Origin of the sequence: Acinetobacter pittii (genome assembly GCF_022449185.1) — a bacterium.
GTDB classification, from domain to species: Bacteria; Pseudomonadota; Gammaproteobacteria; order Pseudomonadales; family Moraxellaceae; genus Acinetobacter; species Acinetobacter pittii_I.
In genome coordinates this window covers 1,177,305-1,193,561 of sequence record NZ_JAKUKO010000001.1, presented here as the reverse complement: position 1 = coordinate 1,193,561, position 16,257 = coordinate 1,177,305, and the positions used below count along the sequence as shown (strand labels likewise).

21 protein-coding genes are annotated in these 16,257 nt (G+C 37.6%); all 21 read left to right on the top strand.

All coding sequences use genetic code 11. The features are described from left to right. Positions 1–64 precede the first annotated feature (64 nt). A complete protein-coding gene (gene rsmG, locus MKX14_RS05550; protein WP_002121443.1) occupies positions 65–697 on the top strand; it encodes a 16S rRNA (guanine(527)-N(7))-methyltransferase RsmG in 633 nt (210 codons plus the stop codon). A gap of 21 nt (positions 698–718) precedes the next feature. Beyond that, a complete protein-coding gene (soj, locus tag MKX14_RS05545) occupies positions 719–1,501 on the top strand; it encodes a ParA family protein (RefSeq protein WP_046811505.1) in 783 nt (260 codons plus the stop codon). Then, positions 1,498–2,385: a ParB/RepB/Spo0J family partition protein gene (spoOJ, locus tag MKX14_RS05540; protein WP_046811504.1), complete on the top strand. Its 888-nt coding sequence runs from the start codon at positions 1,498–1,500 to the stop codon at positions 2,383–2,385. The genes soj and spoOJ overlap by 4 nt, the downstream gene beginning before the upstream one ends. A gap of 50 nt (positions 2,386–2,435) precedes the next feature. After that, positions 2,436–3,071 carry a MotA/TolQ/ExbB proton channel family protein gene (locus MKX14_RS05535; RefSeq protein WP_046811503.1) on the top strand — a complete coding sequence of 212 codons (636 nt, stop codon included), beginning with the start codon at positions 2,436–2,438 and terminating at the stop codon, positions 3,069–3,071. 15 nt (positions 3,072–3,086) lie between these two features. Then, a complete protein-coding gene (exbD, locus tag MKX14_RS05530; protein ID WP_046811502.1) occupies positions 3,087–3,515 on the top strand; it encodes an ExbD/TolR family protein in 429 nt (142 codons plus the stop codon). Then, positions 3,512–5,239: a lipid A export permease/ATP-binding protein MsbA gene (msbA, locus tag MKX14_RS05525; RefSeq protein ID WP_240281971.1), complete on the top strand. Its 1,728-nt coding sequence runs from the start codon at positions 3,512–3,514 to the stop codon at positions 5,237–5,239. Before exbD ends, msbA begins: the two co-directional genes overlap by 4 nt. A 2-nt stretch (positions 5,240–5,241) precedes the next feature. Continuing rightward, positions 5,242–6,252 (top strand): tetraacyldisaccharide 4'-kinase, encoded by a 1,011-nt coding sequence (gene lpxK, locus MKX14_RS05520; RefSeq protein ID WP_240281970.1) that lies wholly within the window; start codon positions 5,242–5,244, stop codon positions 6,250–6,252. Between the two features lie 9 nt (positions 6,253–6,261). Beyond that, positions 6,262–7,023: a 3-deoxy-manno-octulosonate cytidylyltransferase gene (gene kdsB / locus MKX14_RS05515; protein WP_240281969.1), complete on the top strand. Its 762-nt coding sequence runs from the start codon at positions 6,262–6,264 to the stop codon at positions 7,021–7,023. 13 nt (positions 7,024–7,036) lie between these two features. Then, positions 7,037–8,017 (top strand): hypothetical protein, encoded by a 981-nt coding sequence (holB, locus tag MKX14_RS05510; protein ID WP_078220747.1) that lies wholly within the window; start codon positions 7,037–7,039, stop codon positions 8,015–8,017. Between the two features lie 10 nt (positions 8,018–8,027). Next, on the top strand, positions 8,028–8,369 hold the full coding sequence (gene pilZ, locus MKX14_RS05505; RefSeq protein ID WP_002121335.1) for a PilZ domain-containing protein: 342 nt from the start codon (positions 8,028–8,030) through the stop codon (positions 8,367–8,369). A 17-nt stretch (positions 8,370–8,386) separates the two neighbouring features. Beyond that, a complete protein-coding gene (gene ycfH, locus MKX14_RS05500; RefSeq protein WP_240281968.1) occupies positions 8,387–9,160 on the top strand; it encodes a TatD family hydrolase in 774 nt (257 codons plus the stop codon). A gap of 36 nt (positions 9,161–9,196) precedes the next feature. Next, positions 9,197–9,805 carry a TetR/AcrR family transcriptional regulator gene (locus MKX14_RS05495; RefSeq protein ID WP_013198082.1) on the top strand — a complete coding sequence of 203 codons (609 nt, stop codon included), beginning with the start codon at positions 9,197–9,199 and terminating at the stop codon, positions 9,803–9,805. A 9-nt stretch (positions 9,806–9,814) separates the two neighbouring features. Next, a complete protein-coding gene (locus MKX14_RS05490; RefSeq protein ID WP_005304714.1) occupies positions 9,815–10,369 on the top strand; it encodes a type II secretion system protein in 555 nt (184 codons plus the stop codon). Beyond that, on the top strand, positions 10,359–10,739 hold the full coding sequence (gene gspI, locus MKX14_RS05485; protein ID WP_240281967.1) for a type II secretion system minor pseudopilin GspI: 381 nt from the start codon (positions 10,359–10,361) through the stop codon (positions 10,737–10,739). The genes MKX14_RS05490 and gspI overlap by 11 nt, the downstream gene beginning before the upstream one ends. Continuing rightward, positions 10,739–11,554: a type II secretion system minor pseudopilin GspJ gene (gene gspJ / locus MKX14_RS05480; RefSeq protein WP_240281966.1), complete on the top strand. Its 816-nt coding sequence runs from the start codon at positions 10,739–10,741 to the stop codon at positions 11,552–11,554. The genes gspI and gspJ overlap by 1 nt, the downstream gene beginning before the upstream one ends. 1 nt (position 11,555) lies before the next feature. Beyond that, positions 11,556–12,515: a type II secretion system minor pseudopilin GspK gene (gspK, locus tag MKX14_RS05475; protein WP_240281965.1), complete on the top strand. Its 960-nt coding sequence runs from the start codon at positions 11,556–11,558 to the stop codon at positions 12,513–12,515. Positions 12,516–12,743: 228 nt separating this feature from the next. After that, on the top strand, positions 12,744–13,340 hold the full coding sequence (locus MKX14_RS05470) for a 6-pyruvoyl trahydropterin synthase family protein (RefSeq protein ID WP_002121363.1): 597 nt from the start codon (positions 12,744–12,746) through the stop codon (positions 13,338–13,340). A gap of 53 nt (positions 13,341–13,393) precedes the next feature. Next, entirely contained in the window at positions 13,394–14,107 is a 714-nt protein-coding gene (gene ung, locus MKX14_RS05465; protein WP_240281964.1) for a uracil-DNA glycosylase, read from the top strand. Further along, on the top strand, positions 14,104–15,228 hold the full coding sequence (gene hibch, locus MKX14_RS05460; protein ID WP_014206599.1) for an enoyl-CoA hydratase/isomerase family protein: 1,125 nt from the start codon (positions 14,104–14,106) through the stop codon (positions 15,226–15,228). The genes ung and hibch overlap by 4 nt, the downstream gene beginning before the upstream one ends. 5 nt (positions 15,229–15,233) lie before the next feature. Continuing rightward, entirely contained in the window at positions 15,234–15,737 is a 504-nt protein-coding gene (gene tadA, locus MKX14_RS05455; RefSeq protein ID WP_002121378.1) for a tRNA adenosine(34) deaminase TadA, read from the top strand. Between the two features lie 70 nt (positions 15,738–15,807). Further along, complete coding sequence (locus MKX14_RS05450) at positions 15,808–16,248, top strand: SRPBCC family protein (protein ID WP_014206600.1); 441 nt, start codon at positions 15,808–15,810, stop codon at positions 16,246–16,248. Positions 16,249–16,257 lie beyond the last annotated feature (9 nt).

Genomic DNA, 16,257 nt, shown 5'->3' with positions numbered 1-16,257 from the left:
TAGTGTTCCACGATGCATAAATGGGTATACTTTGTTTTAAATTTTACTTAGATGTTATCTGTTTATGCATCCGTTTTTTCAAGAGTTACAACAGGGTAGTCAAAAATTAGGTTTATCGCTTAGCGATGAAGCTTTGACATTATTGTTGAAGTATCAAGACGCTTTGGTACTTTGGAACAAAGCTTATAATCTAACAGCGATTCGTGATCCGAAAGAAATGTTAGTGAAGCATTTGTTAGATAGCCTAAGTATTTTGAAAGATTTGCCAACAGGCCGTTTGCTTGATGTAGGTACAGGTGGTGGTATGCCGGGCATGATCATTGCTTTATGTCAGCCGGAACGCTCATGTGTATTACTTGATTCAAATGGTAAGAAAATTCGTTTTTTGAAACAGTTTATTGCTGACCTTAAGTTAAAAAACGTAGTAGCCGTGCAAACACGTGTTGAAAATCAAGATACAATTGATGAGCTTGGTCAATTTGATGTGATTACAAGTCGCGCTTTTGCTTCTTTAACGGATTTTGTGGATGCAGCTCAGCCATACTTGCATCAAAGCAGTATAATTGCAGCAATGAAAGGAGTTGTGCCAGTTGAGGAAATTGAGCAACTTAAGCAGGACTTTTCATGTAAAGTGATTGAACTGCGCGTACCAAGACTTGATGAACAACGTCATTTACTTTTACTTCAACGTATTTAAATAAAAAGTATTAGGGTTACCATGGCTCAAATTATTGCGATTGCAAACCAAAAGGGTGGTGTTGGTAAAACAACGACTGCAGTAAATCTTGCAGCGTCTCTAGCTGTATTAAAGAAACGTGTATTACTTGTAGATATGGATTCACAAGGTAATGCTACGATGGGGTCTGGTATTCAAAAGAACGATCTTTTGTATTCCATTACAGATGTTCTACTTGGTGAAGTACCAATTGAAACGGCCATTCAAAAAGCAGAAGTCGGATATAAAGTTTTAGGATCTAATCGTGAACTTTCCGGTGTTGAGCTTGCTATTGCAGAACAAGAGGGCCGTGAATTCATTCTAAAAAATGCTTTGAATGAAATCCGAAACTCATTTGATTTTATCATTGTAGATTGTGCGCCAAGCTTGAGTTTGATTACTGTCAATGCTTTGGCAGCTGTAGATAGTGTAATCATTCCAATGCAATGCGAATATTATGCGCTAGAAGGTTTAGCTGATTTAACCCAGACTATTGATCGTATTCAAAAGGCATTAAATCCTGATTTAGAGATTATTGGTGTATTACGTACAATGTACGATGCACGAAATGCTTTAACACGTGATGTATCTGCTGAGTTAGAACAGTATTTCGGTAAAAAACTTTATGATACTGTCATTCCACGTAATGTTCGCTTAGCAGAAGCACCAGCACATGGTTTGCCTGTTATCTATTTTGAGAAAAGTTCTAAAGGTGCAGTTGCATACTTAAATCTTGCAGCTGAGATGTTGAAGAAAAGTAAAGTGAAGAAAGGAAGTAAAGTATGAGCATCAAAAAACGCGGATTGGCTAAAGGACGTGGTTTAGATGCATTACTTGGTTCAATTCAAAAAGAAAAATTACAACTGGAAGCACAGGCACTTGACCACGGTCAGTTGAAACAAATTGATGTAAATTTATTAAAACGTGGTGAATATCAACCACGTCGCTTTATTCATGAGCATGATTTGCAAGAGTTAGCATCTTCTATTGAAAAACATGGAGTGATGCAACCTATTGTAATTCGTCCAGTTGATGATGAATCACATCCATACGAAATCATTGCGGGTGAACGACGCTGGCGTGCAGCGCAGCTTGCGGGTTTAACTGAAATTCCTGCAATTGTTCGTGATTTAAATGATCAGGTTGCTATTGCACTGGCGCTTATTGAGAATATTCAGCGTCAAGATTTAAATCCGATTGATCAGGCTTTAGCCTTGCAGCGTTTTCATGATGAATTCGGTTTGAGTCATCAAGAAATTGCTGACACAGTAGGGAAAGCACGTACTACCGTAAGTAATTTACTTCGTTTGTTGAGTTTGGCGGATGAAATTAAAGATTTCATGCAGCAAGGCCAGCTTGATATGGGGCATGCTCGAGCTATCTTGACGTTAAAGGGTAAAGATCAATTAGACGTTGCTAAAATCGTAATTGAAAAAGGACTATCTGTTCGTCAAACAGAGCAATTGGTGCGTGATAGAAGTGAGCCAAAGCAGGAGAAGGAAAAAGCACCTGTAGCACCAGATATTGAGCAATTGACGCAAAAACTATCAGAGCGTTTTGGCGCTAATGTAAAAATTGATCATAATCAAAAAGGTAAGGGTAAGCTTGTTATTCATTACCATACCTTAGATGAGTTAGATGGTATCTTAAATATTTGTTTACCTGATTAATTTGTATTTAGGTCATATATTTCTAATTTTATATTCTTGGGGAAGAAGATATGTGGGAACTTGTGAGAGCGGGTGGCTGGTTGATGCTGCCTTTAATTCTATGCTCGATTTTAACTGTTGCGATCAGTATTGAGCGTTTTGTTCGGTTAAGACGTTCACAAGTTCTACCCAAAGCATTAATTGATAATAGTTCCTTAAGAACTGAAGATATTGTGGAAAATTTGGAACAAAATGTAGAAGTGCAAAACAGCGCATTGGCTCATATTTTAAAAGCAGGTTTCAATCATCGTGAGCATGGTGAGCAATTTGCACGTGCGCAAATGGAAGTAGCCGCTTCTCAAGAAATTTCTTATTTAGAGAAAAATATTAATTTCTTGGGGACTTTGAGTGCTGTGGCACCTCTATTAGGGCTGCTTGGTACAGTAGTCGGGATTATTGAGTCATTCCTTGTGATTGATTTTGGATCGGCAGGTAGTCCAAGTTTAATGATTCCAGGTATTTCTAAAGCACTTATTACTACAGCTGTGGGAATGTTAATTGCGATTCCGGCTTTAGTTGCTTATCGCTATTTCCAAAGATTAGTACAAGATTATATTGCTGAACTAGAACAGCAATCGACTTTATTTCATGCCTCATTGTTCTATAAACGTTCCTCGTCTATAGCAGAACATCGTCGTGTTGGGTGATGGGTGAATAGCCAGATGAAATTTAAACGTTCTCAGGTTGAAGACATCCATATCAATTTAACGCCTATGATTGACTGTTTGTTGTTCATTTTGGTTTTTTTATTACTAACGACTACTTTTAATCAGCCAAGTCGCCTCAATTTAACGTTACCAGATGCACAAGGTGTTCCACCAAAACAGTACGATCACAAAATTGAAGTCGTGGTAGACTCTTCTGGTCATTATGCTGTAAATGGTCAGGCACTTTCGTCTAAAGAGGTTGCTGATCTGAGTACTGCGATTAAGCAAGTTGCTCAAGAGCGCCGTGATTTTATGTTTATCATTGCTGCGGATGCCAAAGCGTCTCATCAGGATGTAATTCGCGTTATGGATGTAGCAGGACAACTCGGTTTTGTTAACATCAATATTAGTACCAAAGTTCCTTCTAGAGGTTTTTCTGAGTGAATCAAGATTTTAAGGTTTATTTGCGTCTCATAGCCTATTTAAAACCTTATTGGGGCGTGGCCTTATTAGTTCTTATCGGGTTCGGTATTAACTCAGCAACAGAAGTCTCCGTTGCTAAATTGATTAAATTTATTATTGATGCAATCCAAAATAGCAGTAGAGCTGATTTGGATTGGTTCCCATTATTAATCATTTTATTGGTTTTTTTCCGTGGTTTAGGCCTTTTTATGGGCGGTTACTATACTGCGGTGATTTCACGTAGTTTGGTTTTTAGTATTCGCCAAGAAGTTTATGCCAAACTTTTAAGACTACCGGCACAATATTACCTAGATAATTCATCTGGCCATATTACTGCCAAAATTATGTATAACGTTGAGCAGTTAACTGCAGCTTCTTCTGAGTCATTAAGAACCATCGTTAGAGATGGGATGATTACTCTGGGATTATTAGGTTATTTGTTTTATACCAATTGGCGTCTTACTCTTTGTATTTTTGTATTTTTACCTGTAATTGGTGTATTGGTACGTAAAGCTTCAAAACGTATGCGCAAGCTTTCTTTACAAGTCCAAGATACGATGGGTGATGTGAATCATGTTGTCCAAGAAAGTATTAATGGGAATGCGATAGTAAAAAGTTTTGCTGGTGAGGAGTCTGAACAAGCGCGATTCTATAAGTCATCGGAAGAAAACTTAAAACGTGGTTTAAAAATGGTAATTGTACAAAACCTGAATAGCCCTGTGGTTCAGGTAGTGATGGCTTGTGCGATGGCTCTTATTGTATGGTTAGCTTTACGACCACAGATTTTAGGTAATACCAGTGCTGGTGAGTTTGTAGCTTACATTACAGCAGCTGGTTTGTTAGCAAAGCCAGTTAAAAATTTGACTGATGTTAATGAGAAGTTACAACGCGGTTTAGCGGCAGCTCATTCTGTTTTTGAATTATTAGATTTGCCTGAAGAGCAAAATAATGGTCATTTGAAACCTAAATTAAATGGTGCGATTCGTTTTGATCATGTGGCATTAAATTATGCTGATGGCGTACAGGCTATTAAAGATTTTTCTTTAGATATTCTTCCTGGTCAAACTGTAGCATTAGTTGGGCGTTCAGGCGCTGGTAAAAGCTCATTAGTTAATATGTTGGTACGTTTCCAAGAAGTATCAAGTGGGCAAATTTATTTAGATGGCTTGCCAATTGATGACATTGATCTTTCTTGTCTGCGTACACAAATCGCAATGGTAAATCAGCAAGTTGTATTATTTAACCGTACTGTTCGTGAAAACATTGCGTATGGTCAGTTGCAAGGTGCCTCAGATGAGGAAATTCATGCTGCTGCAAAAGCTGCATATGCACATGACTTCATTATGAACTTACCAAATGGTTATGATACTGTTTTAGGGGCACAGGGCCTAAACTTATCTGGTGGTCAGCGTCAGCGAATTGCTATTGCTCGAGCAATTTTAAAGAATGCTCCAATATTAATTTTAGATGAAGCTACAAGTGCTCTTGATAATGAATCTGAACATTTTATTCAGCAAGCATTTGATGAAGCGATGCAAGACCGCACAACCATTGTCATTGCTCACCGTTTATCAACAATTGAGAATGCTGACCGTATTGTAGTGATGGATCAAGGACAAATTGTTGAACAAGGTACTCATCAAGAACTCCTCGCAAAACAGGGGGCTTATTATCAATTACATCAGCGTAATTTCGAGGATAACTAAGCATGTCATTAGCCCAGCTGATCCAGAATGCATGGAATAAACAATCGAGTTGGTTGATTGCTTTACGTCCATTGTCTTGTTTGTATCGGGCTGGGTTTTTATTAAATCGTAATCTTTATAATTCAGGTTTTAAACAAGTTTATAAAGCGCCCGTACCTGTGATGGTTATAGGTAATATTACAGTAGGTGGAAGTGGAAAAACTCCGTTGCTAATACAACTGGTGAATTATCTACAGCAGCATAATGTAAAAGTAGGGGTAATTAGTCGGGGATATGGGGGTAATGGTCCTTTTCCAATGCTGGTTACCTCGGGCGGTCAAGTAGCTCAAGCTGGGGATGAGCCAGCATTAATTGTTCAGGCTACAAGTGTACCAATGGCGGTAGGTCCTAATAGGCAGGCTGCAATAGAGTTATTGCTTGAGTCATCAGAAATAGATTTGATTATTAGTGATGATGGGTTGCAGCATTGGGCATTAGATCGACAGATCGAGTGGATTGTGCTGGATCAAAATCGTGGTTTAGGGAATAAGAAACAATTACCTGAAGGCTATCTGCGGGAGCCTGTTGAGCGTTTAGAAACAGGAACAGTGATTGAACATACTCATAAACCTGCTACAGAATTAAACATGCATCTCGAGACAGGACAGCCATATTTACTTAACCCTTTATCTAATTCTAAACCAATCTTTAATCTTGAGAATAATTATCACGCTGTAGTTGGTATTGGTTTTCCTCAACGGTTTTATCAAACACTTAAAGATCTAGGGTTGAAGCAATTCCAAGAGCATGCATTTCGCGATCATCATGATTACACAATCAATGATTTAATTTTTAATGATGAGCTGCCACTTATTACAACTGAAAAAGATGCAGTTAAACTATTACCGTTACTTGAAAAACATCCTGAATTTAAACAATCTATTTGGGTAGTTCCTGTTAAAGCTGTCCTGTCTACACAGTGTTATCAGGTTTTAAAAATGCAATTGCAAGAACTTGATATTCAATTATCTTAGGAAGAAAAAATGAAACACATCGTTATTCCAGCACGCTTCTCAAGTTCGCGTTTGCCAGGTAAACCATTGTTGCTTATTCATGACCGTCCTATGATTTTACGTGTAGTGGATCAGGCAAAAAAAGTCGAGGGTTTTGATGATCTGTGTGTGGCGACAGATGATGAACGTATTGCTGAGATTTGTCGTGCAGATGGAATTGATGTAGTTCTTACCAGTGCTGATCATCCTTCAGGTACAGACCGTTTAAGTGAGGTGGCTCGTATTAAAGGTTGGGATGCAGACGATATTATTGTAAATGTTCAAGGTGATGAACCTTTATTGCCAGCTCAACTTGTCCAGCAAGTTGCAAAACTTTTGGTAGATAAACCAAATTGTTCAATGTCTACGTTGTGTGAGCCGATTCATACCTTAGATGAGTTTCAGCGTGACAGTATTGTAAAAGTAGTCATGTCTAAACAAAATGAAGCTTTATATTTTAGTCGGGCTACTATTCCTTATGATCGAGATGGGGCTAAGCATGATGAACCGACTTTACATACACAAGCATTTCGCCATTTAGGTTTGTATGCTTACCGAGTGAACTTATTACAAGAATATGTAACATGGGATATGGGTAAGCTTGAAAAGCTGGAGAGCCTTGAACAATTACGTGTTTTAGAAAATGGTCATCGAATTGCAATTGCGGTAGCCGAAGCCAATTTGCCACCGGGTGTGGATACACAAGCTGATCTTGATCGCTTAAATAATATGCCTATTGAATCCTTTGAATAAGCGTTAATTTTTAATGAATCCGAATGTAACTTCAAAGGTTTATCCTTGGCAGCAAACAACATGGGATACCTTGACAACAAGGTTTCCCAATATTGGACATGGTCTCTTGTTTTACGGCAAGCAAGGTTGTGGGAAACATGCTTTTGCTAAGCAGTTTTTGGCATGGGTACTTTGTTTAAATAAGCAGCCGCAGGGTGCTTGTGGTGAATGTAGTAGTTGTCAATGGTTAAAATCAGACACCCATCCCAATTATGTTCATATCACAACGGACGAAGAAAATAAAAAACAGAATGCAAAAATTAAAATAGAAAAGATCCGTGACTTACTACCTTTCGTACAACAAACGGGAGAAGGTTGGCGCGTTATTGTGATTGAGCCTGCTGAAGCACTTAATTTGGCTTCTTCAAATGCTTTGCTAAAGACTTTAGAAGAACCAGGCGAGCGTGTTGTTTTAATTTTATTAGCTGATCACTATCTTAAATTACCAGCCACTATTCGTAGCCGATTACAACATTTCGCTTTAGATCGTATTTCATATGAGCAAGCTACATCTTATTTGAATGAGCATTTATCTGAACTTGCAGAAGTGCAGCCTGATTTACTGCTTGGCTTATCTAATGATATGCCTTTACAAGCAATAGAAATTGCTCAAAGTGACTGGTTTGCGAAAAGGCAAATTTTCTTAAATGATTGGCTTAAAATCGTTGCTCAAAAAAATATGCCCTTATTTTTCTCAGGCAAATGGCAAAAAGAATTAAGTTTTAATGATTTTATAATGCTTTTTGAATACTTGTTGGGTGATTTAATTTGTGTCAAGCTAAACCAGCCACAGAAAAATACTGATTTAGATTTTGATCAGTTAAGCCCATATTATGATTTGGAAAGCTTATTTAATATTTATAGTGAACTACAACAAGCAAAAAAGCTTGTTGAGCAAAATGTACAAAGCCAACTTATTATAGATCAATTATTTATAACGTTAATGAATATTTAAGGGGAAAACTATGCAGCCGCAAATGGGGGGGATTATTCAGGTAAATATTCCTGATAAAGCTACTTTGCAAGCAAGCTATATGGGATATGTGCAAGGTGGAGGCCTATTCGTACCATCAAAACAAAAGGTGAAAATGGGACAAGAAATTTTCATTTTAGCGACTTTGCCTGAGCAATCTCAAAAAATTCCTTTAACAGGTAAAGTAATCTGGATTTCCCATAAGCAAAGTGGATTTAAACCTCAAGGTTTTGCTATTCAGTTAAGTGGGGATAAAGGAATTTACTATAAAACTGAGGCAGAACGAGTTTTGGCTGGTAGTATGTCTCTAGACCGTCCAAGTTATACCATGTAATTAAATAGGAAAGAAAAGTGTTTGTTGATACGCATTGCCATTTAACGATGTTAGATTTGACACCTTACAACGGTGATCTGGATCTTGCGCTTGCAGCGGCGCGAGCAGAAGGAGTGTCTAAGTTTATGGCAATTTCCGTTGATCTTGATGACCATATTATACTAGCTGAAATTGCAAATAAACATGCAGATGTTGGTTATACGGTAGGTGTACACCCTTGTGAGGATGTGGACACAATGGCACGTGCAACAACTGAATATTTGGTTGAGTTGGCTCAATCAGAAAAAGTGTGGGCTTTAGGTGAAACAGGACTGGACTATTATCACAGTACAGATTTTATTGAAGAGCAAAAGATGTGTTTTGCAAGACATATCCAAGCTTCAAAAATTGTAAAAAAACCGGTTGTCGTTCATACCCGATCAGCAAAGCATGATACGGTAGATATTATCCGTGCAGAACACTCAACACATGGGATTCTGCATTGTTTTACTGAAGATTGGGAAACTGCTAAAGCTGTGCTTGATTGTGGTTATTACATTTCTTTTTCAGGTATTGTGTCATTTAAGAATGCACAGGATTTGCGCGATGTAGCTAAACAGGTCCCACTAGATCGCCTTTTAATTGAAACAGATAGCCCATATTTAGCACCTGTCCCATATCGTGGTAAAACAAATGAACCAAAATATGTGCCTTATGTAGCCAAAGCGCTCAGTGATGTATATGATAAATCGGTTGAGGAAATTGCAATGATCACCTCACAAAATTTTGAGAACTTGCTAAAAGCGATTTAGGTTATAGAAACTATATAAGAGAGTAATTGCGTGAAGATGGATCGTCAGGCTCAGTTCCGAGCAAGAGAAGTATTAATATTTCAGGTTGCGGAACAATTATTGCTAGAAAATGGCGAAGCCGGAATGACACTCGATGTCTTGGCTGCTGAGCTTGATTTAGCAAAAGGAACTTTGTACAAACACTTTCAAAGTAAAGATGAGTTGTACATGCTGTTGATTATTCGTAATGAGCGTATGTTACTTGAAATGGTTCAAGATACTGAAAAAGCCTTTCCAGAGCATTTGGCCTTTTTTATGCTGCATCATTTACACCATCCTGAACGGACAGTTTTATTTCATCAAATTGAGGAAAAACTTTCGATTACAGCTCAAGGTGTGCATCACCTTTTTAATGAGCTTTATCAAGTGCGTAAACAGCGATTACGAATTATCATTCGCATGACAGATCACTATTTAGAATCGATTCAAAGCAATATGACAACTCGAGATTATCTGGCTTCTATTTGGTCGTTAACTCATGGTGCAGCAGCTATTCTCAACTCAAGTTTTTACCAACGCTATTTAGGTTCACGGGACACCTTAAGAGTGGCTTATATTGATCAGGCATTAGCCTTACCTAAACAAACTGCTGAGCAATATGCTTAATAGGTCGATATGAAATCTCAATCACCGCCTAAATCACAAAAAGGTTTCACCCTCATTGAAGTGATGGTGGTGATTGTTATTATGACGATTATGACCTCTCTTGTGGTACTTAATATAGGTGGCGTTGACCAAAAGAAAGCGATGCAAGCAAGAGAGTTGTTTTTGCTTGATGCACATAAAATTGGTAAAGAGTCACTTGACCAGTCTCGTGTTTTAGCCCTATCTACTATGAGTGAAACTGATGTTTCTCCATTTTCTTATGAGCTGTATGAATACCACGATCAGAGTAAACTACAGGTCCAAGATTTAAAAAACCGTTGGCAGAAATACCCAGAATTTACTACGCGCCAATTGCCTAAACATGTATCGTTTACAGTACAACCTCTAGATGGTCAAACTTATTCAAAAGCTACCAATACAGATTTAATTGGCGGGCAGGCTCCGCAGTTAATCTGGTTTGGAAATGGTGAAGCTAAAACAGTTAAAATACAGTTTTACTTTGAACAAAAACCAATTGGTTCAGAAATACAGATTGATCATTTGGGTAAAATAAATGAAATCTAAAGGCTTTACTCTATTAGAGGTAATGGTAGCTTTAGCAATTTTTGCTGTAGCTGCCGTCGCGTTAACTAAAGTGGCCATGCAATATACCCAATCTACCTCAAATGCAATTCTTAGAACAAAAGCTCAGTTTATAGCAATGAATGAAGTTGCCTTAATGGAGATAAATCAAGAATGGCTTCAAGGTACTCAAAGTAAGCAAGTTACTTCTCAAGGTGAAACTTGGCAGATTGATAAATCTGCTGAAGCTACAGTCAGCCCGAATGTTCAGAAAGTAGATTTGCAAATTAGCTTATATGATTCTGATAAAGGGAAAGTTCAAAATGGTATTACCCACTTGGTATTTTTTAATTATCCAATGAAAGCAAAATAATGATAAAAAATAAATATCTTCGCTCGAGAAGTCTAGTTTCTCGTCTTGCTGCACGATCGGAGCAGATGATAAGGGGTTACTCCGAGCAAAGCTCTTCGTCTTGCGCTCAGACAAAGCGTGGCTTTAAATACTCTCACACTCGAAACACAGTTTCTCGTCTTACGGCACGATCGAGCAGTGCTCGATTAACTCGTGCCTCAGGATTTACTTTAGTTGAGCTTTTAGTCGCAATTGCAATTTTTGCTGTTCTATCTTTGTTAGGTTGGAAGATTTTTGATTATTTATTAAAAGTCCGTGATCGTAATGCACAACACGAAGTACAGTTATTTGAATTACAAGATGCTTATCAACAAATTTTACGTGATACTTTGCAAATTATACCTTTATCAGCTAATCAAGGCGGGCAATTACGTCCAGCCTTAGAACTTGATAATCAAGTTCTTCATTTTAGTAAGGCTGGTGTTACTGATCCCTTAAAACAAGGGTTATCACCTTTTGAGCGTATTGAATATCGATATGATCCTGATCAAAAAAAGCTTTATCGTCTTAAATATAGTAATTTAAATACTTCAAACAGAGAGCAACCACTATCAAGTACGCTGTTGAGCCAAGTTGAACAATTTCAGATTATGGTGCTAACGCCTCAAGAAGTGACAAAGTGGCCAGAAATTAATATTGATCCCACAAAACCTGAAGAATTTAGAAAGTTGCCGAAAGGAATAAAAATACAACTCACAGTTGCCGGTGTGAGTTATGAGTGGATTTATAGCTTAAATCAAGGTGATTTATCGCTCTCTAATAAAGGAGTGGGATAGTATGTTGCATTATAAAAAAAGCCAGCAAGGCGTTGCTTTGCTCACCATTCTAATTATGGTTGCTTTGGCTACAATTTTGGCTGCCTCTATTGCAAAGCATCAAACCAATACGATGGAAAATACTGGCTATTTGATGCGTCAAAATCAGTCATTACTCTATGCAAAAAGTGCAGAGGCCTTTTTTTCTGAATTATTAATTCAAGATGCAAATAATGCTGGTGGTGTTGATCATTTAAAAGAAACATGGGCACAGCCGATGCCACCTTTTCCAATAGAAGATGGATCAGTATCAGGGCGTTTATTGGATGAGTCAGGCAAATTTAACCTAAACAATTTGACGACGAATGAAGGTAAGGTAAACGAAGCTGCTAAAAATTGGTTTGAGCGATTACTTGTATGTGTAGGCTTGCCAGCAGAATTAAGTCAAGCAGTCATCGATTGGCAAGATCCAGATGACGAACCATCTGGGCCTATGGGTGCTGAAAGCAGTTATTATGAAGGTCTTGATCCTAGCTATTTAGCTTCAAATGCTAAATTTCATCGTATTGAAGAACTAAAATTAGTAAGAGGGTTTGACGGTAAGAAATATGATTTAATTGCTCCTTATATTTCTGCATTACCTGAGAATACAAAAGTAAATATTAATACCGCCTCGCCATTAGTTTTGGCGAGTATTGATCCAAAATTAGATTTAGGGGCGGTAGAAAAAGAGCTTCAGATGCGCCAACAAAATTTAAAATTCTTTCAAAATGTTGATGAATTATGGCAATTGAATGCTTTTTCAACAGTCGATACTCAAAAGAGAACTGAAGTGAATAGCTTGTTAGATGTAAAGTCGAGTTTTTTTCAAGCACAAATTGAGGTGGTGCTAAATAATCGGAAAAGACAATTTACAAGTGCACTAATGCGTAATGATAAGCAGGTTTATGTTTATTCTAGAAACATGTCACCATTTAACTGATTGAAAAATTTTGGTTTATTTGTTTTTATCATGTTGTTAAAAAGTCATATTTAGAAACTTCTCTAATGACAAAATAAAATGAAGATAAATTTTCTATATATTTATCTTTAATATTTCTTCACAAGTCTTATCATACTTTTCGCTAATTGTTTCTAATTGAAAAGTGGTGCGAAATTTTCGTCTTTTGCTTTATAATAATGTTCTTAGAAGGAATGATCGATTTGGCACATGTTAATTCGTAAGTTATTTAAGTTTGAAAATGCACATGTTGTACGTAACTGTACATCGGATCGTTGTAAGCGATCAATTCATGGACATAGCTATAAAGTTGAGTTATTGCTTAAAGCTTCGAAATTAGATCATGGGCAAATGGTTTATGATTTTGGACTCCTAAAAGGAGTAATAAAAGACCTATTCGACAGCTTTGATCACGCAATCTGTTTTTGGGAAAAAGATGATTCTCAATATATTGATGCATGTCAGACTTTTAGTGCTCGTTGGATTTCTTTACCTGTTTCACCGTCGGCTGAACAGTTTTCACGTATTTTCTTTTATCTAGCTCAGCAAGTTTTACAATCAACAGTCACTCAAAATGGGGAAGGTGATGTTGAAGTATATTCTGTTATTGTTCATGAGACTGATACTGGATATGCTCAGAGCTTTATTGAAGATATTCAAAACGAACAAATGGGTATTTTAAGTCTTGATGGAATTGTTTTTTCAGAACAAATTCAGATAGAGTGGGCAAATCCACAAATGTATGAAGACTTGAAAAAAGGGATTAAATTTAATAATCCTCAAGTTGATTTGCAAGTCGAAGTATAAATCGAATTACTTATTTTATTTGTAGAATTGAAAATTGATCTAGGATGACATTAATGCAATTAACTGAGCAACAGCAAGATAAACTCAGTAAAGTTCAATTAGAAGAAAGTTGGAAAAGATCTTTAGCACCTTTTCTATTAAGTCCTCAGATGGATAGTTTGCGCGATTTCTTATTTCAACAGAAACAAGCTCAGAAAATAATATATCCGCCTAGTAAACAGATCTTTAGTGCTCTAAATACGACACCATTGGGTGATGTGAAGGTCGTTATTCTTGGACAAGATCCATATCATGGACCAAACCAAGCAAATGGATTAAGTTTCTCTGTTCAAAAAGGTATTGCATTACCACCATCTTTACGTAATATTTTTCATGAATTACATACAGATTTGGGTATTCCAGCTCCTCGCCATGGTGACTTAACAAAATGGGCTACGCAAGGCGTACTTTTACTGAACAGCGTGCTTACTGTTGAAGCTGGACAGCCAACCTCACATCAAAAGCAAGGTTGGGAAGCATTTACTGATGAAGTTATTGATGTTCTAAATGAACAGAGACAACATATAGTATTTATTTTGTGGGGTGCTTATGCACAGCGCAAAGGACAACGTATAAATAGAGATAAACACTTGGTTTTAACAGCCGCACATCCATCACCTCTTGCTGCAAATAGAGGGGGATTTTTTGGATGCAAAGTGTTTTCAAAAACAAATCAATATTTGAAACAACATGGCATTGAGCCCATAGACTGGCAATTGGACGCATGATGAACTCTCCCAATGTAAATAACTATCACCCGGACTTGGTGGTTGAAGAAGCAAAAAACGGCTGGCGTATAGTACGTTTGAATCGTCCTAAATCGTTACATGCTTTAGACGAATCAATCGTAACGGCATTATTGCGTGTATTTGAAGATTTCCGTGACGATGAACAGGTTAAAGCAATTTGGTTAGACTCAACTACACCAAAAGCTTTTTGTGCAGGTGGTGATGTTAGAAAATTACGCCAACTTGTTATAAATCAAGAAGTCGATACCGCAAATAAGTTCTTCCAGCAGGAATATGCTTTAGATCTACTTTTACATAATTATGCTAAACCGGTTGTGGTTTGGGGAGAAGGTTACGTAATGGGCGGTGGTTTAGGCTTGTTTATGGCTGCACCATTCCGTCTAGTGACACCATATTCACGTTTAGCAATGCCTGAAATTAATATTGGTTTATATCCTGACGTTGGTGCGAGCCGTTTCTTGGCAGATCGTGGTCCAATAGGTTTGTTTACGGGCTTAACCGGTTCAATCATGACTGCTGCTGGGGCGTATAGCATCGGTTGGGCAACACATATTTGTGAAGCTCAGCGTGATAATGTTTTGCAAAAAGTTTTAAATATTAATTGGGCTCATTATCCTGCAGGGGATTTCCGAGCAATTGATGATACTTTAAATAGTTTACACCGTCCTGTTGCGGCAGGTCCATTGCAAAACTCACTTGATGTAATTCATAGTGTTTGCCGTGGTTTTAATTTTGAACAAGACTATCAAGCTATTGTTAGCTTACGTGATGCGAGCAGTGATTGGTTACGTCAAGCGAGTGAGAATTTGCAAAAAGGATCTCCTAGTACCGCGGCAATTACTTGGTTACTGTGGCAATGGGGCAAACAAATCCACTCATGGGATGAGGTCTTTGATCTAGAGGCTCAGATTTCTGAGTGGAAAATCCGTCATCCTGACTTTGTGGAAGGTGTTCGCGCACGCTTAGTTGATAAAGATTTATCACCTGAATGGAAACCATGTGACGATCTAAGCTTGAGAGGTATATTGGCTGATTGTCCACCAGTAACTTCAATTGATAGCTGGAATGCCTTACTTAGACAACACGGTGTGATCACCTAAAATAAATGACTGAATATAGTGATGAATACTGGATGCAGCTTGCTTACGAGCAAGCTGAATTAGCCGCCCAGCAGGGTGAGATACCTGTTGGAGCGGTTCTGGTGAGCCAAAATCGAGTAATTGGATCTGGTTATAATGCTCCAATTACTTTATTAGATCCAACTGCACATGCAGAAATTCAAGCTATCCGTGCAGCGTGTTCCTCTTTAGAAAATTATCGATTACCTGAAGATACGACTTTATATGTCACTCTTGAGCCATGTACTATGTGTGTAGGTGCGCTCGTACATGCAAGAATTAAACATGTGGTTTTTGGTACGCCAGAACCTAAAGCAGGCTCTTTGGTGAGTGCGCGTCAGTTATTACAGCAAGGCTATTATAATCATAGATTTACATTTCAGAATGGCTGTCTACAAGAAAAATGTGCACAACAGCTTAGCCATTTTTTTAAACAAAGACGTGAGCAAAAGAAACAAGAGAAACAACAAAAAACGTCCTTAAATGATTAAAAATTAACATACTCTTATGGCAAACTAACGCGGTTTTAATGTCATGATTCTATTTAATAAGGATGATCCAATGCGTAATGTAATTACCGTAGAAAAAGAATTTAATGCTCCTCTTACTGATGTATTTAATTTGCTCTCTAAGCATTCAACTTACAATACTGCTTTTGCACCTTTACAAGTTGTGCGTGTTAAAGACTCCGCAGATTCTAAAAGACCTGATGGTTTAGGCTCAATTCGACGTATGGGATTTGGTCCAATTAAGCCACTTAAAGAAGAAATTACATTGTTGGAAGAAAATAAAAGTATTGAGTATAAATTAATAGACAATCCTTTGATTAAACACCATTTAGGTAGAATCGAGTTTTCTGAGATTACTCCATACATTACTTTAGTTACATACCGCATCGAGTTAACGGCAAAAGCGCCAGTGGTCAGTAAATTAATCCTTGCACAGTTAAAACTAGCCATTACACTAGGCTTTTCGAGATTAGCTAAAGCATTTGCTTCTTAGTGAGAGTTC